Source organism: Luteococcus japonicus (assembly GCF_003752415.1).
Lineage (GTDB): Bacteria > Actinomycetota > Actinomycetes > Propionibacteriales > Propionibacteriaceae > Luteococcus > Luteococcus japonicus.
Map to the genome: position 1 here is coordinate 528333 of NZ_RKHG01000001.1, position 19925 is coordinate 548257.

Below are 19925 nucleotides of genomic sequence, written 5' to 3' on the forward strand. Positions count from 1 at the left end.
CAGTCAACCTCAGGCTAGTCATCCTGTCCGGTGGAGCGGGATTCCTGCCATCATGTGGGAAATGCGGCAATTTGGACCACTGGGTTGATGTGCTTGACCAGCGGGCACAGTTGCCCACATGAACCATCTCAGCCGCTAGGATTTCTTGCACAGCATGGAGATGCGGCGATCTGGGCTCAGCGCCCGCCAACTCGGGAGGACGACAGCGTGAAGATCCGCAATGGGTTTGGGGCGGGCGGCACCGACCTTCCACTCACGGCCCGGGGCAGGGTTGACGGCCGCAGCGCTCGCAAGGTGGAGACGCGCCGACGCATCATCCAGGCCGCCAGCGAACTCTTCGCCGAGCAGGGGTACACCGGGACCTCGATGGACCAGATCGCCAAGTCGGCCGGGGTCAGCAAGGGCACCATCTTCTACAACTACAAGAACAAGGCGGACCTGTTCGAACACCTGATCAGTGAGTTCGCCGCCGCCATCGCCGACCAGATCGAGATGGCCCGGCAGGGTCGGCGCGGCTGGGAGGCCTTGAGCGAGGGCACCATCACCGTGCTGCGCGCCGCGGACTCCGCCCCCGCTCCGGCGCAGATCATCGTCACCGAGCTCTTCCGCCTGCAGCGCCCGTGGTCCGACTCACTGGCCGCCGCTCGGGAGGTCTTGATGCAGCCCTTGCTGGAGATCATGGAGGAACTGGCCGAGGACCGCGCCCGGGTGGTCGGGTCAAAGCCGATGACCAGCGGCAACCTGCGCAATGTGACCACGCCGTTGCTGGGGGCACTGGTGGTTGCCGCCCTTGACCGACGCGCCTACAACCCCAGCCTGCCGCTGGAGTCCGTCCACGAGGTGCTGATGAGCGCCATCTCCGGGCTGCAGGTCTGAGACTCTCGCTCAGCCCTGCCCCGCCACAGTGTCGCCCTCGAAGAGTTGCGCGTACCGATCGCGCAGCGCCTCCCAGCCATTGGCCAGTGCGTCCTCACCGACGCAGCGTTGCACGTCGCGACCGGCCAGCAGTGAATCAAGCACCGTCAGGCACAGGTGCCAGCCTGCGGCCATGTCGGCCACCTGGCGCGGGTCCGACAGTTCGTGCACCAGGTTGACCTGCGTGGCCTCCCCCGACGGGGCCAGCTGCCAGGTCAGGTGCTCCGGGCCCCACGCATGCTCCAGGAACCATGGCGCACGCGACTCCCCGACCGTGGCATCCACCGGGTCATCGCCGGGATTCTCGCGGCTGGCGGCGGGACCGGGGCCATCCAGCTCGCGGTCAGGGACCACCGGTGACCACCGCGCCAGCAGCTCCGGGCGGGTCAGGTGGGCCCACGCCTCGTCCTGCGCCACCGGAAGGCGACGGGTGAGGGTCAAGGCCCCCAGGTGGAAACGAGCCGGGGTGAGACTGGCGAGGGCATCCTCGGTGAGCTGCGGGTCATTCATGGAGCCATTCCACCACATCCACCGGCGCGTCACGCCGAACCAATGACCCCGCCTGGCCCTACCGTGAGAGTCATGTTCCTGCTTGCCACCGCCCTGATCGTCGTCGGGATGATCGCCCTGTTCTCCGCCCGCGGACTGTCCTCCACCCCCACCGTCATCCAACCGGGAAAGGGCAAGGGCGGACGTACCACCACGGGGCCAGCGCCCCGTGGCGCAGCCCGGACACTCGGTGCGGTGGCCCTGGCCGGGGGCGTGCTGGCCCTGGCTGCCTCCTGCGCCACCCTGGTCCCCACCCAGCAGGTGGGCATCCGGGTCGCCTTCGGCCGTCCCGTCGGGACGCTGCAGAACGGCCTGCACGTCAAGGCCCCCTGGGAGCGCGTCGTGAAGATGGACGGCACGGTGCAGATCGATGACAACCTGGGGGAGAACCGCACGGAGATCCGGCTGGGCAACCAGTCGGTCGCCTATGTGCAGAATGCGGTGCGCTGGCGGATCAAGTCGGATGCGGCCGACCGCCTCTACCGTGACCACAAGACCTTCGAGCGGATTGGCCCCGCCCTCCAGGAACAGGAGCTGTCCGCCGCCCTGAACGAGGCCTTCAAGGACTACAACCCGCTGGCCACCGCCACCGGCGACGCCAAGAGCCTCGACGAGGTTGCCGTGCAGGTGAAGCAGCGGCTGGAGAAGAAGATCGGTGACCGGCTCGTGATCGACTCGGTGATCATCCCCAAGGTGGACTTCGACCCGCAGACCCAGAGCCGCATCGACGCCTACCAGACCGAGGTGGGCAATACCCGCATTGCCGAACAGCGCAAGAAGACGGCGGCCGCCGAGGCAGCCGCCAACAAGGAGCTCGCGGCCTCGGTCAGCAAGGATCCGAACGTGCTGGTCAGCAAGTGCATGGACCAGATGACGGAGATGGTGCAGAAGGGCCAGCAGATCCCCGTCGGGTTCAGCTGCTGGCCCGCCAGCTCCGGCACCGGCGGTGTGATCGTCAACTCGACCCCGACGACCGCAACCGCACCGAAGAAGTGACCTCGCCCGGGAGATGACTTCCCGCCGCCTCAGCCGATCCGGTAGACGCGGTAGCTGTCCACCGTCGCGAAGTCGTCGCTGAAGGTGCCGTCCGCCGCCGGGGTGATGGTCCGGTTCTCCCCCACCACCTCGACGGTGCGTCCGCGCAGCTCGGGCGGCACCCTGAAGGTGCGCCGTCCCGGCGCCGTCAGGTCATCGCTCATCGCGAAGATGTGCGCGGCACCGTCGTGGAACTTCAACATCGTGTCCAGCCCGTCGCCGAAGTCCCACTCGTAGGACTGCGTGTTGAGCACGGGCGCCAGGGACAGGACCAGGTTGTTGACCTCACCCATCGCGAGGACCTGGTCACGGCACGGGTAGTCCTTGCGCTGGGAGTCCCGCACGGCATTGCCCGTGCTGCACCGGCCACCGAAGGACTGGTTGAACCAGACCAGTCCGCGGGCCTCGTGGATGATCGAACTGATGGCCGCGGCCTTGATCTGGGCCGCGGTCACGTCGTGGTGGCTGGTGCCGTCGACGGTGACATCGACGTTCTCGATGAAGTTCCACACCGGCTGGAGCCTCCCGTCCTGGGCGTCGCGCCAGCGCAGGGACTGCACGCTGCGGCCGTAGTTCTGCCCGGTTCGGCAGTTCTTCTTGGCGAAGGGCACCTGGTACGCGAAGCCATTGGGGTTCTCCCAGTCGCACTGGTTGCTGGAGTACCAGTAGGTGTCGAGGCTCATCACGTCGGTGAAGCGGCTGGTGTAGTCCGTGGCGGCCGTGTCCCAGCGGGCATTGTTCTTGTGCCAGGAGATGACCATGCCGGTGAAGTTCGCGTAGCGGACCTTGCGGTGGTCGGGCAGCTGGTTGGCCAGGTTCTGCAGGTGACCGAGCCCTTGCGCCGCCTCGAATCGCCCGTCGACCTCGTCGTCAAGGTAGTCGCCGGCCCAGGCGGAGTCATTGCGCGACTGGTTGCGCGTTCCGCTGCCGATGTAGCTGACCTTGTTGCGGGCGAACAGGCTGGAGTCCATCTCCGGGCTGGTGACGGCATAGGTGTTGATGCCCAAGGACTTGTCGTACTGCACCTCGGCATCGGTGCTGGCACCTCCCCACCAGACGCTGATCGGGAAGTGGGCGGGGTCCGTCCACCCGGCACGCTCGGCATCCGGGAATGCCCGGTAGTAGTCCGCGCCGCCTTCCCAGGGAATGCGGGGCAGGTCCAGGCCGGTGACCGATCCCGCGGGCCGAGTGGGTGTGGTCCCGGGCCCCTGCGGAGCGGGATTCTGGGCTGCGGGGGCCTGGCTGACGGGAGCGCTGGCCTCCGCGCTGGGAGCCGGCGTGAGCTCGATGTCCGCGGAGCTCACGGTCTTGACGCCCACACGCTGGGAGCGCCCGGCGACCTCCAGCGAAGCAACCATCACCGGCTGGGCCGATGAGGTGCGCACGGCGGTTCCTCGCAGACGGACCGGCCGCCCGGCGTGCCGGTCGGCCACCGAGCTGACGATGTGGGCTCCTCCGCTCCAGCATCCTGAGGCGCCGCGGTCCACGGCCATGGCCTGCCAGCGGCCGGACTCGTCCTGGACCTCCAGGCTGACGCTGTCACAGTCCAGACTCGCGCCACGGGTGGGGATGACACGCATCGACAGGCGGCCCGAGGCACCCTGGGGGATGGTCCCGGGAACGACCCAGCCGAAGGAACCGGCCAGCTCTTGCGTGCTCGCCTCCGCGCCCTGGGCGCCGACCAGCGCCTGGACCTCGGTACCGTCGATGCTCGCCGTTCCAGAGGGGGCGTGACCGTCCGACTGCCCGGTGATCCGGACCCGGCCGGACGCGAGTCCAGCAGGGATGGTGGTGACCAGGTTGGCGCCGCCGCTCCAGCAGCCGGAGGCCTGCCAGTCGATGGCCAGGTCATTCGCTCCCCCGGCCTCCACGGCCTGCAGGGAGAGGCTGTCGCAGTCGAGCTGGGTACCCGACGCGGGGTTGATCCGCAGCGCGATGCCGCGGCCTTCCTGATCAGCGTCGATGGTCGGGCCGTCGAGCCGGAAGCTCGTGGCCGCGGAAGCCGGGGAGATGCCCAGTGGCAGCACCAGTCCGGTCAGGGCAGCGAGGGTGAGGGCCCGGGAGCGCCGTGGGGTGCGTGCGGGCAGGGGAAGGCCAAGGCAGGGAATGTGGATCATGTGGGGGAAATCCTTCGGGTGTGTGGGGTGCATGGCGCGCGTCCCCCGACCCGTGCGTCCGTTGAGAACGGAGCACCGCGGCGCGTGGGAGGGCGAGTCCCGCCTCCCAACCGCGGATTCCACTGCTCAGATGCTAGACACAGTTTCGACCGGGCGACAACTCGCCCTGGCCCTTACGGGACCACCCCCTGTCACCAGGCCGTGAGCGTTCGCTTCGGCCAGGCGCTAGCCTGTGGCCGGTGGATGATCTGTGCGAAGGAATCACGCAGAGCGGCCTGCGCTGCCGCCGCGTCGGGAACCCCTACTGCTACCAGCACCGGCCGCCGGCCGACGCCTTGAACTTCGAGGCGCACCAGGCACGGGACGAGGACGCCGAGGACCAGGACGCCCTCTTTGCCGACGCCCACGATGCAGGCGTCCACGATGCGGGCGTCAGCTGACCACGGCAAGGGACACGGTGCTAGCTTCTTCGCCATGGACAACGTCACGCGCTGCTGGTGGCCCGCCTGAGGGCGGCCCCCTGATGCACTGACGCACCAAGCCGCCCGTTCGGGGCGGCTTCTTCCATGTCCCGACGGGTGGAGAGAACCCACGAGGAGACATGATGACCACCAGCAATGCCACCGATCCCCAGCAGCCCGGCCGGTTCGGCCCCTATGGTGGCTCGCACCTGCCACCCCATCTGGAAGCACCGATGGCCGAGGTTGCAGCGGCCTACGAGTCGGCCCGACAGGACCCGGCCTTCATGGACGAGTACCAGGTGCTGCTGGCCAAGTACGTCGGCCGCCCCTCGCTCCTCTACCGCGCCGACCGGCTCACCGAGCACGTCGGTGGCGCACGGATCTACCTCAAGCGCGAGGACCTGAACCACACCGGGAGCCACAAGATCAACCACTGCCTGGGCGAGGGCCTGCTGGCCCGACGGATGGGCAAGAGCAAGGTGATCGCCGAGACGGGCGCCGGCCAGCACGGCGTCGCGCTGGCGACAGCGGCCGCCCTGCTGGGGCTGGAGTGCGAGATCCACATGGGAGCGATCGACGTCGCCAAGCAGCACCCCAATGTGGTGCGGATGGAACTGCTCGGTGCCAAGGTGGTCAGCGTCACCACGGGAGGCGCCTCACTCAAGGAGGCCGTCGACTCTGCCTTCGAGGTCTATGCGGCCAATGCGGACCAGTACCTGTTCGCCATCGGCTCGGTCGTCGGGCCGCACCCCTACCCGTCGATGGTGCGGGACTTCCAGTCCGTGGTGGGCCGGGAGGCACGAGCCCAGTTCCTGGCCGCCGAGGAGCGTCTCCCGGACGCGGCCGTGGCCTGTGTCGGGGGCGGTTCCAATGCGATGGGGCTGTTCTCGGGCTTCCTGGAGGATCCAGAGGTTGCGCTCTACGGCGTCGAGCCCGCTGGTGAGGGACTGGAGACCGGCCGGCATGCCGCGACGATGAGCAAGGGCACCCCGGGAATCCTGCACGGCATGGCCACTCGCGTCCTGCAGGACGCGAATGGCGAACCCGCCGCGGTGCATTCCATTGCCTCGGGCCTGGACTACCCCGGCGTGGGGCCGCAGCACGTCTTCCTGAACGAGTCCGGGCGGGCACGCTATGTCGCGGTGACCGATGAGCAGACGCTCGACGCCTTCACCACGCTCACCCGGGTCGAGGGGATCATCCCTGCGCTGGAGAGCTCGCATGCCGTGGCCTACGGCATGGAGCTGGCCCGGGAGCTGGGTGAGGAAGCCGCCATCGTGGTGAACCTGTCCGGGCGCGGTGACAAGGACGTCGACCATGTGGCGGAGGTGCTCGCCGCCCGCGCCTGAGCCAGCACCTCGGGCAGTTGGCGGCGCAGGATCTTCCCGGAGGCCGACAAGGGGATCTGGTGGACCACGGTGGCACCCCCGAGGTGCTTGTACTGGGCAACCTGCTCGTTGACCCAGTGCAGCACCTCCCGAGGCGCCGCCTGCGGATCTGCTCCCTCACGAAGGACCAGCAGGGCATGGGGCACCTGGTCTCCGCTGGACTGACCAATCCCCAGGACCGCCGCGGCCAGCACGTCGGGATGAGCCAGCAGGTGGCTCTCCAGCTCCGCCGGCGGCACCTGGAAGCCGCGACGCTTGATGAGTTCCTTGATCCTGTCCACCACGCGCGTGGTGCCCTCGTGGTCCACCTGCACCAGGTCTCCGGTGTGCACCCAGCCCTCGGCATCCCGGACGGCGGCGGTGGCGTCCTGCTCCCCCAGGTATCCCAGCATGGCCTGCGGGCCACTCACCCACAGCTCACCCGGCTCGGACCAGGTACCCGGCGCGGCCGCCGACACGTCGTGGCCGGTGGCCGGGTCCACCACGCGGAAGGTGGTGTTCGCGACGGCCTGCCCGATGGAGCTGAGCTCCAGATCCTGGCGTTCCATCGGCAGCACATGGGTCACCGGCGACAGCTCGGTCATGCCGTATCCCTGCAGCACACGGGTCCCCAGGCGTCGTTCGATGGCCTCACCGACCGGTTGGTCCAGCGGCGCCGCGCCGGAGAAGACCAGACGCACCGAGCCCCAGTCGACCGAGTCGATGGCGTGGTTGCGGGACATGAAGGTGGCCACGGGCGGCACGACGAAGATGATCGTCGGCCGTCGGGTTGCGACGATGTCCAGGAAGAGGTGGGCCTGGAAGGCGCTCATCGTGTAGAGCGGGAAGCGCCGCAGCAGGCCGTAGTTCATCGTCGTGGTCAACGCATAGATGTGACTGAAGGGCAGGAAGGCCACGATGGAATTGTCATCGCCCATGCTCGGCAGCGCCGACGAGAACTGCAGCACATTGGCCACCAGATTGCGGTGACTGAGCATCACGGCCTTCGGCAGCCCCGAGGTTCCCGACGAGACGGGCAGGCAGGCGACGTCGGTGGCGGGGGTGATCGTCGGCGTCGGGAGCGCCACGGGAGTCCTGAGCACCTCGTCCCAGGCCAGCAGTCCGTCGGGGCATGCCCCGACGACCACGACATTGTCCGCGGGCAGTCCGGCAAGATCCATCGCCCGGGTCACCGTGCCGGCCAGGTCCGCGCTCGTGATGACCAGCCTCGCCCCGGTGATGGACAGCTGACGTGCCACCTCGTGTGCCGAGGCGGCCGTGTTCACCGGGCTCACGACGCAGCCCGCCCGCAGGATGCCGTGGAAGGCCATGGCGTACTCGGGGCAGTTGGCCAGGGCGATGGCGCACACCGCGCCCTCACGGAGTTCCTGTGCGGCCAGCCAGCTCGCGACGGCGTCGACGCCGGCCTTCACCTGGGCCAGGGTGAGGAGCTGTCCGGTCTCGGTGTGGTCGATGGCGATGCCGTCGCCCTCCGCCGGGCCCATGCCGCCGAAGATCAGGTCATAGAGGGTCACGTCCGGGATGTCGATGTCAGGCCATGGCCCTCGGTAGTGCACGGTCTTCGCCTCTCGTCGTCTCGGGCCATCCTAGAGGTGGCCGTGACCAGCCCCGACGCGCGAACCCTGAGAGAACTCTGGGCCAAAGCCTGAGTGTTTTTCAGCTTTCGGGAAAATTGTGAGAGTCTTCACGTGTCGAAACACCCCCCACACCACCCACAAGGACTCTTCACATGCAGCTGCGCAGCTCGCTCGCCTCGCTCACCCTGATGGCCGTCGCCGCCGCCCCCGCAGTGCTGGGCACGCCGCAGGCCCAGGCCGCCCCCGTGGCCTCCATCGCCGCCACCAAGGCTCCGGCCGCGAAGGTCGCGGTCTACAAGGCCACCGGTCCGGTCTACGTCCGAACCGGCGCCAGCACCAAGACCCGTCCGCTCGGCGTGCTCAAGAAGGGTCAGGCCGTTCAGACCGCCGGCTCCGCCCGGGGCAAGTGGCAGCCGGTCAAGTACAAGGGCCGCACGGGCTATGTCTCCTTGCGCTACCTCTCGGCCGCCGGAAAGTCCACGATCACCAAGATGGTGACCGTCAAGACCAAGACCGCCAGGCGTGCCTCGGTCACCAGCAGCGTGCGCGCCAGCCAGGTGTCCATGCCCCGCGGCGTGAACGGCAATGCCCAGCGCGTGGCCTACGCGGCCCGCAGCAACTTCCCGCAGATCTCTTCCATGGGCGGCTACCGTGCCGAGTACGGCAGCGACCACGGCACCGGCCGCGCGGTCGACGTGATGATTCCCAACTACCGCAGCAACATGGCGCTGGGACAGCAGATCGCGAACTACATGCGCGCCAATGCCAAGAGCCTGGGCATCACCTATGTGATCTACAACCAGAAGATCTGGTCCGTCCAGCGCTCCGGTGAGGGCTGGCGCCAGATGGGCAACCGCGGAAGCGACAACGCCAACCACAAGAACCACGTGCACGTCAGCGTCCGCTGATCCCATGCATGGCCACGGGCCGGGCACCCTTTCGGGGTGCCCGGCCCGTCGTCCTTCCCGGTCAGGCGTGGGGGGACCGAAGGGGTCAGCCCTTGATGCAGGGCAGCGTCTGGAGCCGGGCGACGACCTCGACCAGGTCCGTCTGGGCCCGGATCCCGTCATCGATGTCCTTGTGGGCAGCGGGGATCTCGTCCACGACGCCCTCCTCCTTGCGGCACTCGACGCTGCTGGTCTGCTCCGCCAGGTCCGCCGCAGTGAACCGCCGCCGTGCTGCATTGCGGCTCATCCGTCGTCCTGCCCCGTGCGAGGCGCATGCGTAGGACTGCTCGTTGCCCAGACCCCGCACGATGTAGGAGCCGGTGCCCATGGAACCGGGGATCACGCCGAGATCGCCGGCTCCCGCACGGATCGCCCCCTTGCGGGTGACCATCCACTCCAATCCGTCCTGGTTCTCCACGGCCACGTAGTTGTGGTGGCAGGGGATGGGGGCGTCGAAACCGATGCCGGGGATCCGGTGGGCCAGCTCGTCACAGATGCCCTGCAGCATCACGTCGCGATTGAGCAGCGCGTAGGACCCTGCTCTCCCTCGATGTCACGGACACTCTGGTGACCGCACTCGAGCACGAGGAACACGACGGCTTGCTGGGCACGCACCAGACGGTACGGCTGACGGAGGCCGAGGCCGAGGAACTGCGCGGCCGGATCACCGAACTGGTGCGGGACGTCACCAGCCGTTCCCGTGCCCACTCCCCCGGTGACGGGTCCCGCCCGTGGATGATCTCCACCAACATGGCCCCCGATCTGCGGGGACGCACTGTCTGATCGGGAAGACACCTTCCCGCTGGCTGAGGCCTCCCCGCGCGCCCGCCTGGCCTGGGATAGCGTGAGCGGGTGCCCACGGACCACGATGCCCAGTTCTCGCAACGGCTGTCCGCGGCCATATCCCGCCAGACCTTGACGCTCGACCAGTTCTCACTCCCACGCCCGATGCCAGGCTCGTACGGGCCGGCGCCTCACACGGCTGCGAGCTGATGAACGCCCACCTGGGCGTGCTCTGGTTGCCGGGCGGCAGGATGGATGCCATGGTTGACGCTCCGGCGGGCAACACCGTGGTGACATGGGAGTTCGGGACGACAGGAGAGACGCGATGAAGTTGACGATCCTCGGCGGTGGTGGTTTCCGGGTGCCGCTGGTGCATCGGGCGCTGATGGCCGACCACTCCGATGAACGTGTCACCGAGCTTCGCCTCCACGACGTCGACCGCGGCCGTCTGGACGCCATTGCCGCCGTGCTGACCGAGCAGTCCGTCGGCGTTGCGGGGGCACCCCGCCTCGTGGTGGCCGAGGACCTGGCCTCCGCCCTGGCCGGAACGGACTTCGTCTTCTCTGCGATGCGCGTCGGCGGAACCGACGGGCGCGCCCTCGACGAGGGCATCTGCCTGGGGCACGGCATCATCGGGCAGGAGACGGTGGGTGCCGGGGGGATCTCCTACGCACTGCGCGGGATCCCCGTCGCGCTGCAGGTGGCAGAGGCCATCCGGGAGCACTGCCCCGAGGCCTGGGTGATCAACTTCACCAACCCAGCCGGGGTGGTCACCCAGGTGATGCGCGGCGTGCTGGGTGAACGGGTGGTGGGGATCTGCGACTCCCCCGTCGGACTTGCCCGCCGAGTACTGACCACCCTGCAGGATGCCGGCCTGGCGCCCGCAGATGCCGGCCCCGTGGGGCTCGGTGACTCCAGGGTAAGGCTGGACTACCTGGGGCTCAACCACCTCGGCTGGTTGCAGGGGCTGCTGGTGGACGGCACCGACGTGCTCCCCTCGCTGCTGGAACGTCCGGACCTGATCGAGAGCTTCGAGGAGGGCCGGCTCTTCGGCACACCGCTGGTACAGGCACTGGGGCAGGTGCCCAATGAATACCTGCACTACTACTACTTCACCCGCGAGGACCTGGCCACGGACCTGGCCGCAGAGAACCCCCGCGGGAAGTTCCTCCAGCAGCAGCAGGACGGCTTCTATGCCGCGGTGGCCGCCCTCGATGGCAGGCCCGGCGCCCATGCGCTGTGGGAGCGGACCCGAATGGAGCGCGAGGTCACCTACATGGCCAGCAACCGGGAGGCCGCCGGGGGTTTCGAGCGTGACGAGGCGGACCTGCAGACCGGCGGCTATGACCAGGTGGCGCTGGCCATCATGCACGCCATCGCCAATGATGTGCCCGCCGAGCTGGTGCTCAATGTCCCCAACCGCGGCGTGATCCCGGAACTGGACGATGACGACATCATCGAGTTGCCCTGCCGGATCGATGCGTCGGGCATCCAGACCCTGCCCACACGCGGGCTGCCCGACCATGCCCGCGGGCTGGTGGTCAACGCCAAGTACGTCGAGCACCAGATGATCGAGGCGGCCACCACCGGCTCCCGGACCGCGGCGCTGCGAGCACTCCTGCAGCACCCGCTGGTGGACTCCTTCGCCGTCGCCCAGCGGGTTCTCGACGAGATGCAGGCCGGCTTCCCGGAGCTCGACTACCTGGCCTGAACTCCCGTCACCGCTCCACCCGTGCCGGTTCCGGTGCTGGCCGAGGGCCGGTACTGGGCAAGATTGGCCCGCTGTGGATGGTCCTTGCCGATGGGACCGCGAGCCATCTCGGTGAGCAGGTTGCGTGTCACCCGCGTCGCGAAGGCCACGCTGGAGCCCGGTATGTGGGCGGGTGCCGGTGCATCGGAGCTGATCCCGCTGCGCCAGTTCATCGTCCCGACGGACACCACCGCGGCGCCTGAGGCAGCGGTGTACACCGTGAGGTCCGAGTGGGTGGTTCCCCTGTCCGCGCAGGCGACGGGCGAGTGCGCGAGGATGCGCGTGGTCGCCGGGGAGAAGGGGTAGGCACGGTCGATCTCGACGCCCACCAGCCCCGGGTAGGTGGAGCCCCGCTTCGCGCCGGTTCCCGCGAACAACCAATGGGTGGGATCCTCCGCCAACCGTTCCATGACGCCCGTAGGCAAGCTCGTGAAGCCCGTCGCGAAATGGCTGCGCTTCATCCCGGGGATCTGCATGACTGAGAAGATGGCCGCCTTCATCGTCGACTCTGCGAAGTCGACGACCTCCGCCACCAAGAAGCTCGTAGGGATGTCGGCCTTCCGGAGCAGACGAGACCCTACATACCAAGCAGGGTCCCCGCACGCGACGCAAGATCCGGCGCGGCGCTGGCTACGACGAGCTGCTGCCCGTCCTCGACGAGGCCTTCACCAACAAGGCCTTCGCCATGGTCCCCAAGGCCGTCGGCGACACCTACGTCTGGTCCGAGCTGGCGAACTGGGACGACGACCGAGCCGAGCGGGCACGGAAGCTGGCCTACGAGAAGGTCCTGGACCAGAACGAGCGCGCGGTCTTCTCCCAGGTGGCCCGTATCGACGCTGGCGACGGCGCCGTCCTGTCCCTGAAGGACGTCGAAACGCTGACCGGAGTCAACCGCCGGACGGTGGCCGACGTGGCCAAGCGACTGGAGCGCATGGGGCTGATGACGGTAGAGCAGGACCCACCAAGGCCTGCATGACCCTCCGAGCCCACACGGATGCACCTTCCTCCCACACGCCGGTGCCGCGTGAAAAGTCCGCCAATCTGGAAGATCATGAGAGTCCTGATGGGCAGGGAAGGGCTACTGGCCCGGCCCGGCCCGGCCCGGACCGTAGATCTCAATCCCTTCGGGAATGAAAAGAACCAGGCGGATGCGGCCGGGGAGCTGGCGGCTGGTGACCAGGACCGGGCGGCTGGCGACCAGGAGCAGCGACAGGCGGCCCAGGACCGGCCGGTGCAAGCCAGCGCCGAGGATGACGACTGGGAAGGGCACGAGGGGCCCGGGTTGCGCAGCTCGGTGGAGGCGGCGGGCAGGTCGACGCTGATGTCGAGGCCGGACTGGTCGCGCAGCCGCGCCAGCAGGGCATTGCGGTCATTGGCCGGCAGGTGGCCGGTGAGCACGAAGTAGGCGGTGGCGCCCAGCCCGAACAGGTCCAGCCGGATCCGGTTGGCCGTGGTCGACCAGACGCCCTCGGGGGCCTGGAAGACAGCCTCCTGGTCCTCCTCCTCGTCGATGCCCTGGGCGTGGAGCACGGTGACACCACGGGTGGCTGTGGCGAGGTCGCCGGCCGAGCCGACGCTGCCCAACTCCCCCACCAGCACCTTCACGCCACCGTCAGGGCGCTCGCGCACCCACAGCGCGTAGGGGCTCAGCCCGCGGTGCACCACCTTGTTGCGGTGGGCGTACTGCAGCGCCTCGGCTACCTGCCGGATCACGCTCAAGCGGGTGTCCAGCGAGACGGTCTGGCCGCGGCGGGCCAGCCACAGGTCCAGCCGTTCGGCCTTGTCGTCGAAAGGGAAGACCAGGCCGTGGCCCAGTTCCTCGTGCACGACGAGTTCCTTGGGCCGCAGCAGGCCGTCGTGGGACAGGCCCTGCATCACCTTGTACTCGTGGTCGACGACCTTGTTGATGTCGGCGATGTGCTGGGCGGAGTCGTTGTCGTGCAGGATCGGGAAGCGGATCCGCGCGCGCTCCTCGGTGACGGCAATGTGATTGGCCAGCCAGTCCTGGTGGGTCTCGGTGGGCTCCAGCCGCTCGAAGAGGTTCCAGCTGCCGACGGTGAGTTCCCGGCGCTCCACCAGGCCCATGCGGGCGAGCAGGTGGCCGACGATGTCGTCCGGCAGCTGCGGCTTGCCCTGCGACTCCTCCAGCAGCCGATCCGAGATCGGGGCCAGGTGCGTCTGGTACTCGTGATCGTCCAGCCCGAAGATGCCGATGCCGGCACTGCCCACCAGGGCACTGCGGATCATCGGGTGGTGGATGAAGACCGACTCCTGCACCCACGGCGTGAGCCGGGCATAGGTGCCGGGCTGGACCCCCAGCTCACGCTCCAACGCGACGAGCTGCTCCTTCATCTTCGACGCGAACCGCTGCGCCTTGCGGCGGGCCAGCAGCAGCGGTGACTTCTCCGCCGGATGGCCGCTGCGGAACCAGTCGGCGTCAGTGCCCTGCAGCAGCCCCGAGTAGTACTTCAGCTCCACCAGGTGCAGCCGGCGCCGCCCCAGCACCAACGCATCCACCTCGTGCCAGTGCCCGTGGCCGTCCTTGAACTCGAAGTTGGTCCAGGCCCGGAAGGGCGGCTCGTCGGGCAGCAGCTGCCGCAGGATCTGGAGGCCCTCCTGCTCGTGCGCATGGTTCGACGGGGTGACCTCCACCCATCGACCATTCGACAGCACATCGCCTCCATTGCCTTGCCCGGTACGCAAGCACTCTAGCGGGGGATTCCTGCGTAGCTCTGCATGCAGGGCATCAACAGTCAACAAGCAGATGTGCCACGCGGCCGTGCAGGTCCGCACGTGCGCATCGGCGCGTTGGGTGCAGCCAGGCCGCTCGCACGTGTGAGGATCTTCTACATGAAGTTGCATCCGAACGAGCTCCTTCGTGACCTCGGTGACCCGGCCACGTGGCGCCTGCCCATCGAGTTTCGAGACTCGTTGGCGCTCTGTGCCTTGAACAGCGCCTACTCGACCCGAGGCAGCAGCTCAGCAGCGAGGCGGGTGCTCGACCGTTACCGAGCCCTGCGACCAACCGCAGCCACAGACTCCTCCGTCGATCTGCTCGCTGCCATGGACGCATCCGGTGGCCCAGCTCGCTTCGCCACGGATGTGTTGGCCAACCACAGCAAGTTGCCAGGAACCAGCCGGCTCCGCACCGAGGGCATCTATGAGACGCTGACCCGATTGGCCGAGCTTGAGGTGCCGGTCACGGACACCGCGGCGCTGCGTCAGGGCTGGCAGGACGCGACGGTCCGGTGCGCTTGGGTCGGGGTTCTCGGCCTTGGGCCGCTCTCGTGGTCGTACCTGCTCATGAACGCCGGCGTCGACGACATGGTCAAGCCTGACGTCAAGGTCGCCCGGTACCTGGCCCGAAAGCTGGGCCATTCGGACGAGTTCGCCCAGGCGGATGCCAAGACCCTGCTGTTCGAGGCGGCCGCTGCACTGAACGTCACTCCCCGCGCCCTCGACAGGGCCATCTGGGACTTCGAGACGCCCAACGATCGACAGGGACGTTCGGGAGCCACGTCGAGCTGAAGATCCTCGCAGCAACGACCGATATCGAGCACTGCGGGGTCACGAGCCTGGTGGTCGAACCTTCACCCGACGCAACGACGAGGTCTCCCCCGCGCCCGCCGACCCGACGGCCCCTGATCGCGATGCCGTAGAGCGTGGGCTCCGAAGCCACCGCGCCCTCGAGAACATGCTCGCCGACGCCATCGCGGAGCGAGGACTCGAGGCGCTCGAGCCCGAGGTCCAGGATCCGCCCTTCGACGTGGCCTGGAAGACCACCGACGGGACCATCAACGTCGTCGAGGTGAAAAGCACCACCCCCGCCAACCGGACCTCCCAGCTCCGACGTGGCCTCGGACAGGTCCTGGACTACGAGCACACGCTCCGCCAGCGTGGCCACACTCACGTCCAACCGATCCTGTTCATCGAAGCGGAGCCAGCTGGGGACCACTGGAAGAGCCTGTGCGCCCGCCACGGAGTCAAGCTCGTGTGGCCCGAGTCGATCGCCCAGCTGTTCTGAGCTCGCGCGCCCTGGGACCCGCGTGCTCAAAGCGTGTAACTGAGACCGGATTTCAGCAGGGCGCCCGATCGCTCAAGCGGGCTCGAAGGTGTTGGGGATTGGCGGCCACGCGTACTCAAGATGCCCGACGTGCCGCGAGCCGCCGCACAGCCACCCCATCACCCTTAAGTCCTATCCTGGAAGGAATCGCGCCAGGGCGCACAGCCGAGCGGTGCTCCAAGGTCGACGCAGTGGCCCACCAGTCTGCAACAGACAGGCTCCCCGGGCGACCGCAGGCACGCGCTCCTCGCGACCACGGTCCGCGCCATCCGCATCGAGCGTTGGATCCGGCGGGGTCCTGGCCACCGCGACGTTCCATCGTCCCCGACCGGACGTCCGGCCCTGTTGCACGCCGAGAGGCATCTTGCACGCCGCGCGGCATCTTGCCCGCCTGTTGCACAAAGAAGGGCCTTGCCGGAGCGATTCTCACTCTGACAAGGCCCTTTGGACGTCGGGCTGACAGGATTTGAAGAAGACTTCGGGCGCCGGACGAAGTGGGTCGGTGACCAGGCGTTTCCCCACGTTCCCCCAAGCCAGCGTCTCCTTGACGCGCCCGTGTTCCCCCTCCGGTTGAGTGGACACGAGTGGACTCTTCGTGACTTGCGTTAGGGCACGGATAGGGCACGACGGCAAGGACTGGACCATGACATCGAAGGCACGAGGCTCCGAGGAGACCAAGCAACGAGGCAAGCGGGGAAGCTGGGGCGGAATTCGGAAGCTGCCCAGCGGGCGTTACCAAGCGCGATACGTGGGCCCCGATCTGGTTCGACGCACTGCACCCATGACCTTCTCCACGAAGGGTGATGCGCAAGCCTGGCTCGCAACCCAGAGCGCTGCGGTCACCGAGCACCGATGGAGGCCGGATCCAGTCGAGCAGACCCAGGAGACCTTGGCCACCTATGCGCCACAGTGGCTGGCGATGCGAGACTTGAAGCCGCGCACCCGCTCCGAGTACCGGCGCAACATGAAGTCCTTCACCGAGCATCCAATCGGCTCGGTGCCCCTACCGAGCATCACTCGTCGGAGCGTCCGGGAGTGGTACGCCAGCCTCGATCCTTCCAAGCCCACCGCACGCGCCCACCGGTACGCGCTGCTCTCCACGATTCTCACCACGGCAGTGGAGGACGAGCTCATCACGGTGAACCCCGCACGCCTGCGTGGAGCAGGCCGGGCCAAGGCCACTGTCGCGATTCGCCCCGCGACAGTCGACGAGCTGCAACGGATCGCTGACGCCATGCCCGCGCGATACCGGGCCATGGTCCACGTGGCTGCCTGGTGCGCGCTCCGGTTCGGCGAACTGACAGAACTGCGCCGCGAGGACGTCGACCTCGCCCAAGGGGTGATTCGAGTTCGTCGCGCGGTCGGGTGGGTCAAGGACGGCAGCGGCATCGCGGTCCCGGTGGTCGGGACACCGAAGTCAGTTGCGGGCATTCGCGACGTCACCATCCCTCCGCACATCATTCCCATCCTGCACGAGCACCTTACGCTGCACACTGGCGCTGGACGTCGCGCTCTGGTCTTCCCCAACAGCCAAGGCGAGCACATGCACCACGGCTCCCTCTACAAGGTCTTCAAACCGGCACGAGCAGCCGCCGGACGTCCTGACCTGCGTTGGCATGACCTGCGTCACACTGGCGCGACCCTCGCGGCGCAGGCAGGCGCCACGACCAAGGAACTGATGGACAGGCTTGGCCACACCACAGCGGGTGTCGCCATGCGCTATCAGCACGTCGCTGATGGTCGATCCGCGGAGATTGCGCAACGCCTGTCCCAGCTGGCCCTGGGCCACGAGCCCTCGCGCGGTGACCGCCCACAGCCCGTCAGAGACGAGCCAACCGAATCTTGAGCGCACCGGACCCGCATCCAGGACAATCAAGCATCTGCCACTGGTACCGCGCTGACTGAGGTAGCAGGGCGTAGCATCACGGTTCCACAACTCATCTCACCGCAAGGACTTCGCACATGTCGACACCACTCGCCCTCCGAGCCTGGGTCGACGAATCCGGCTCTGACCATGCCCGAGACCCCGGGACCTACATTCTCGCCGCCGCTGTCGTGTCCACCACCGAAGAGGACACGGTCCGCACGGTGATGTCGTCGCTTCGCATGTCCCAACGCAAGGTCCACTGGCGCGACGAAGGCACCCGCCGGCGGCAGGCCATCATCGAAGCCATCGCCAACACCTGCATAGAACACATCGTCGTCGTTCGCCAGAGAATCCCCGCCGAACGGCGCACCGAGCGCGCCCGACGAAAATGTCTGGAGCGCTTGATCACCGAACTCGAAGCGCGCGGCATCCACGAGCTGGTCCTGGAATCCCGGGGCCCATCCGACGACCGACGCGACATCGACATGCTCAACGCCCTCCGGAGCCAACACAGGACATCGCCCGCCACCACTCTCCACCATCGGGTCGGTGCTGGGGAACCCATGCTCTGGGTCCCAGACAGCATCTGCGGCGCAATCTCCAGCCTTCGCACCGGCGATGAAACGTACGCCGCCGCGCTGGGGGAAGCCCTCACCATCGTCGACGTGTGAGCCAGAACGAACGCGAGCCCCGGGCCCTGTCTTCCGGCAGGACATCCCGAGGCTCACTTCCAACACCCTCGAAAGGGCTGGCGATGTCTTTACTATACCCCAGTTGAGTGCCCGTCGGGATCCGCCAACGAGAACTTTGCCTCCGAGTCCCAGACGTCCTGGTGCTCGCGGGACCGGATGTGTCGGCTTGAGGCCATATGACGTCCACACCACTTGATCTGACGGCAGATCGCCCCCTCGTCATCGAACAGCTGCTCCTCCAAGCCGACGACCTCAGCGCCGCCGGCGCACCCCACGACCAGGTCGACGACCTCATCCACGCCGTCCTGGAACTACTCACCGACCAAACGCATGCGGTACGGTGATGGCCCGCCGACCACCCAGCGAAACCCAGAAGGCAGAACGAGCAGAACAACTCGAGCACCTGCACGCGCAGATCGCCGACAAGGTCGCCAACCTCACCACATCGGGCCAGTGGCAGGCGTGGCTGCGCGTCGCCAGCCGCTTCCACCAGTACAGCTTCAACAACACCATCCTGATCTGGACCCAACGGCCCGACGCCACCCTGGTCGCCGGCTACACCACCTGGCAGAAGAGCTTCCACCGCCAGGTCACCCGCGGCGAACACGGCATCCGCATCCTCGCACCCGTCACCCGCCGCCTCCCCAAACTCAAGCCCGACGGCACACCCGTGCTCGATGACAAGGGCAAACCGGTGATGGCCACCCAGATCGTCGGGGTCAAGCCGACCAGCGTCTTCGACATCAGCCAAACCACCGGCGACCCCGTCCCGGAACCGCCCCGCCCCGCCCTGCTGACCGGCCGGGCCCCGGAGGGTCTCTGGCAATCCCTCGCCAGCTTGGTCCACGCGCAGGGCTTCCGCCTGGAGCGGGGCGACTGCCGCGGCGCGAACGGGTACACCGACTACACCTCCCGAACCGTCAAGGTCCGCGACGACGTCGACGACGCCCAAGCCGTCAAGACCCTCGCCCACGAACTCGGTCACGTCCTACTCCACCAGCCCACCACCGACGGCGCCCCGGTCTGTCGGGACAGGCGCGAGGTCGAAGCCGAATCCGTCGCCTACCTCGTAACCGCCGCCCACGGCCTCGACAGCAGCCAGTACACCTTCACCTACGTCGCCTGCTGGGCCGAACAAGCCCTCCCCCACCACAAGGAAGGCACCACCATCGCAGACGTCATCCACACCACCGGCAACCGCGTCCTCAAGACCGCGCACCAGATCCTCGACGCCACCGCCGCACCAGACAACACCCAGCCCATAGGCCAAGCCTTGACAGAGGCTGTCACCCGCAACGTCGCGGCGGACCGCACGGCGCTGCTGCTCGAAGAGGCCGGCTCCCCGGTGGCACTCCAGGCAGCGGCCATCTCGAGACCGGCCCATCAGGTTGAGGTGTCGCGGTCATCCCTTCGCCGTGGGAGCAGTCCTGCAGCTCCACCTCGGTGAGACGGGACAGCACATGGGCGCCTTGCGAGCGGCCAGTCAGGTGTTCGAGGCGTTGTCACTTCCCTGCCGGGTTGCCTGTCGTGGCGTGGAGGTCCTGTGCCTGACGCAGGTTGAGGACCGTGCGAGTCAGCATGGGCAGCATCGAGCACAGCATGCCGAGCGCGCCGGCCAGGGTTGCGGCGCGAGTGCCGTAGTGCTAGCCCAGGATTCCTGCGATGGCGCTTCCCAGTGGGATGGAGCCATACATGACTTGGGTGTAGGCGCCCGCGGAGCGAGTCAGCTGATCTTCCGGCGCTGGCTCGTGGTCACCGTGGGCCTCGCCGGGGCCGGTTAC

At 67.9% G+C, this 19925-nt stretch carries 18 protein-coding genes and 1 pseudogene; 13 read left to right on the top strand and 6 right to left on the bottom strand.

The window, feature by feature from the left end:
• Positions 1-207: 207 nt before the first annotated feature.
• On the top strand, positions 208-876 hold the full coding sequence (locus EDD41_RS02540) for a TetR/AcrR family transcriptional regulator (RefSeq protein WP_170165204.1): 669 nt from the start codon (positions 208-210) through the stop codon (positions 874-876).
• A 9-nt stretch (positions 877-885) separates the two neighbouring features.
• Here the strand turns inward: EDD41_RS02540 and EDD41_RS02545 are convergent, their stop codons facing one another.
• Positions 886-1425 (bottom strand): SRPBCC domain-containing protein, encoded by a 540-nt coding sequence (locus tag EDD41_RS02545; protein ID WP_094765151.1) that lies wholly within the window; start codon positions 1423-1425, stop codon positions 886-888.
• 72 nt (positions 1426-1497) lie between these two features.
• Here EDD41_RS02545 and EDD41_RS02550 point away from each other — a divergent pair, with 72 nt between their 5' ends.
• Positions 1498-2460, top strand: a complete 963-nt coding sequence (locus EDD41_RS02550) for an SPFH domain-containing protein (RefSeq protein ID WP_170165205.1) — start codon at positions 1498-1500, stop codon at positions 2458-2460.
• Positions 2461-2489: 29 nt separating this feature from the next.
• Here EDD41_RS02550 and EDD41_RS02555 read toward each other — a convergent pair whose 3' ends face one another.
• Complete coding sequence (locus EDD41_RS02555; RefSeq protein WP_123574837.1) at positions 2490-4616, bottom strand: hypothetical protein; 2127 nt, start codon at positions 4614-4616, stop codon at positions 2490-2492.
• A 239-nt stretch (positions 4617-4855) separates the two neighbouring features.
• Between EDD41_RS02555 and EDD41_RS02560 the strand changes: the two genes are divergently transcribed.
• Positions 4856-5056 (top strand): hypothetical protein, encoded by a 201-nt coding sequence (locus EDD41_RS02560; protein WP_094765148.1) that lies wholly within the window; start codon positions 4856-4858, stop codon positions 5054-5056.
• Positions 5057-5220: 164 nt separating this feature from the next.
• A complete protein-coding gene (gene trpB / locus EDD41_RS02565; RefSeq protein WP_123576815.1) occupies positions 5221-6426 on the top strand; it encodes a tryptophan synthase subunit beta in 1206 nt (401 codons plus the stop codon).
• On the opposite strand, the gene EDD41_RS02570 is transcribed toward trpB, so the two are convergent.
• The gene (locus tag EDD41_RS02570; RefSeq protein ID WP_170165206.1) at positions 6309-7979 is read right to left on the bottom strand and encodes an AMP-binding protein; all 1671 of its coding nucleotides are present in this window, start codon (positions 7977-7979) and stop codon (positions 6309-6311) included. The two genes, trpB and EDD41_RS02570, sit on opposite strands and share 118 nt — an antisense overlap.
• Before the next feature lie 215 nt (positions 7980-8194).
• Here EDD41_RS02570 and EDD41_RS02575 point away from each other — a divergent pair, with 215 nt between their 5' ends.
• Positions 8195-8950 carry an SH3 domain-containing protein gene (locus tag EDD41_RS02575; RefSeq protein ID WP_123574839.1) on the top strand — a complete coding sequence of 252 codons (756 nt, stop codon included), beginning with the start codon at positions 8195-8197 and terminating at the stop codon, positions 8948-8950.
• An 85-nt stretch (positions 8951-9035) separates the two neighbouring features.
• Here the strand turns inward: EDD41_RS02575 and EDD41_RS02580 are convergent.
• A pseudogene (locus EDD41_RS02580) lies at positions 9036-9518 on the bottom strand (RtcB family protein); the annotation flags it as partial.
• A gap of 38 nt (positions 9519-9556) precedes the next feature.
• Between EDD41_RS02580 and EDD41_RS02585 the strand changes: the two are divergent.
• Positions 9557-9772 carry a hypothetical protein gene (locus tag EDD41_RS02585; protein ID WP_123574840.1) on the top strand — a complete coding sequence of 72 codons (216 nt, stop codon included), beginning with the start codon at positions 9557-9559 and terminating at the stop codon, positions 9770-9772.
• 325 nt (positions 9773-10097) lie between these two features.
• Entirely contained in the window at positions 10098-11483 is a 1386-nt protein-coding gene (locus tag EDD41_RS02590) for a 6-phospho-beta-glucosidase (RefSeq protein WP_123574841.1), read from the top strand.
• Here the strand turns inward: EDD41_RS02590 and EDD41_RS02595 are convergent.
• Complete coding sequence (locus tag EDD41_RS02595) at positions 11471-12055, bottom strand: N,N-dimethylformamidase beta subunit family domain-containing protein (protein ID WP_123574842.1); 585 nt, start codon at positions 12053-12055, stop codon at positions 11471-11473. The two genes, EDD41_RS02590 and EDD41_RS02595, sit on opposite strands and share 13 nt — an antisense overlap.
• Positions 12056-12296: 241 nt before the next feature.
• Complete coding sequence (locus EDD41_RS02600; RefSeq protein WP_170165207.1) at positions 12297-14195, bottom strand: NERD domain-containing protein; 1899 nt, start codon at positions 14193-14195, stop codon at positions 12297-12299.
• A gap of 177 nt (positions 14196-14372) precedes the next feature.
• On the opposite strand from EDD41_RS02600, the gene EDD41_RS02605 reads away from it, so the two are divergent.
• The 6 genes from EDD41_RS02605 (at position 14373) to EDD41_RS02630 (ending at position 19591) form a co-directional block, all read left to right on the top strand.
• Positions 14373-15050 (top strand): hypothetical protein, encoded by a 678-nt coding sequence (locus EDD41_RS02605; RefSeq protein WP_123574844.1) that lies wholly within the window; start codon positions 14373-14375, stop codon positions 15048-15050.
• A 166-nt stretch (positions 15051-15216) separates the two neighbouring features.
• Positions 15217-15546 carry a hypothetical protein gene (locus EDD41_RS02610; RefSeq protein WP_123574845.1) on the top strand — a complete coding sequence of 110 codons (330 nt, stop codon included), beginning with the start codon at positions 15217-15219 and terminating at the stop codon, positions 15544-15546.
• 682 nt (positions 15547-16228) lie between these two features.
• Entirely contained in the window at positions 16229-17431 is a 1203-nt protein-coding gene (locus EDD41_RS02615) for a tyrosine-type recombinase/integrase (protein WP_123574846.1), read from the top strand.
• 116 nt (positions 17432-17547) lie between these two features.
• Positions 17548-18123, top strand: a complete 576-nt coding sequence (locus tag EDD41_RS02620) for a hypothetical protein (RefSeq protein ID WP_094765139.1) — start codon at positions 17548-17550, stop codon at positions 18121-18123.
• A gap of 197 nt (positions 18124-18320) precedes the next feature.
• On the top strand, positions 18321-18488 hold the full coding sequence (locus EDD41_RS16720) for a hypothetical protein (RefSeq protein WP_170165208.1): 168 nt from the start codon (positions 18321-18323) through the stop codon (positions 18486-18488).
• The gene (locus EDD41_RS02630; protein WP_123574848.1) at positions 18488-19591 is read left to right on the top strand and encodes an ArdC-like ssDNA-binding domain-containing protein; all 1104 of its coding nucleotides are present in this window, start codon (positions 18488-18490) and stop codon (positions 19589-19591) included. Before EDD41_RS16720 ends, EDD41_RS02630 begins: the two co-directional genes overlap by 1 nt.
• The last annotated feature ends 334 nt before the right edge of the window (positions 19592-19925 follow it).

Bases quoted from the DNA above. Each gene is read 5' to 3' on its own strand.
- EDD41_RS02545 (WP_094765151.1), bottom strand. From the start codon at position 1,425: ATGAATGACCCGCAGCTCACCGAGGATGCCCTCGCCAGTCTCACCCCG.
- EDD41_RS02550 (WP_170165205.1), top strand. From the start codon at position 1,498: ATGTTCCTGCTTGCCACCGCCCTGATCGTCGTCGGGATGATCGCCCTG.
- EDD41_RS02555 (WP_123574837.1), bottom strand. From the start codon at position 4,616: ATGATCCACATTCCCTGCCTTGGCCTTCCCCTGCCCGCACGCACCCCA.
- trpB (WP_123576815.1), top strand. From the start codon at position 5,221: ATGACCACCAGCAATGCCACCGATCCCCAGCAGCCCGGCCGGTTCGGC.
- EDD41_RS02575 (WP_123574839.1), top strand. From the start codon at position 8,195: ATGCAGCTGCGCAGCTCGCTCGCCTCGCTCACCCTGATGGCCGTCGCC.
- EDD41_RS02590 (WP_123574841.1), top strand. From the start codon at position 10,098: ATGAAGTTGACGATCCTCGGCGGTGGTGGTTTCCGGGTGCCGCTGGTG.
- EDD41_RS02605 (WP_123574844.1), top strand. From the start codon at position 14,373: ATGAAGTTGCATCCGAACGAGCTCCTTCGTGACCTCGGTGACCCGGCC.
- EDD41_RS02610 (WP_123574845.1), top strand. From the start codon at position 15,217: ATGCTCGCCGACGCCATCGCGGAGCGAGGACTCGAGGCGCTCGAGCCC.
- EDD41_RS02615 (WP_123574846.1), top strand. From the start codon at position 16,229: ATGACATCGAAGGCACGAGGCTCCGAGGAGACCAAGCAACGAGGCAAG.
- EDD41_RS02620 (WP_094765139.1), top strand. From the start codon at position 17,548: ATGTCGACACCACTCGCCCTCCGAGCCTGGGTCGACGAATCCGGCTCT.
- EDD41_RS16720 (WP_170165208.1), top strand. From the start codon at position 18,321: ATGACGTCCACACCACTTGATCTGACGGCAGATCGCCCCCTCGTCATC.
- EDD41_RS02630 (WP_123574848.1), top strand. From the start codon at position 18,488: ATGGCCCGCCGACCACCCAGCGAAACCCAGAAGGCAGAACGAGCAGAA.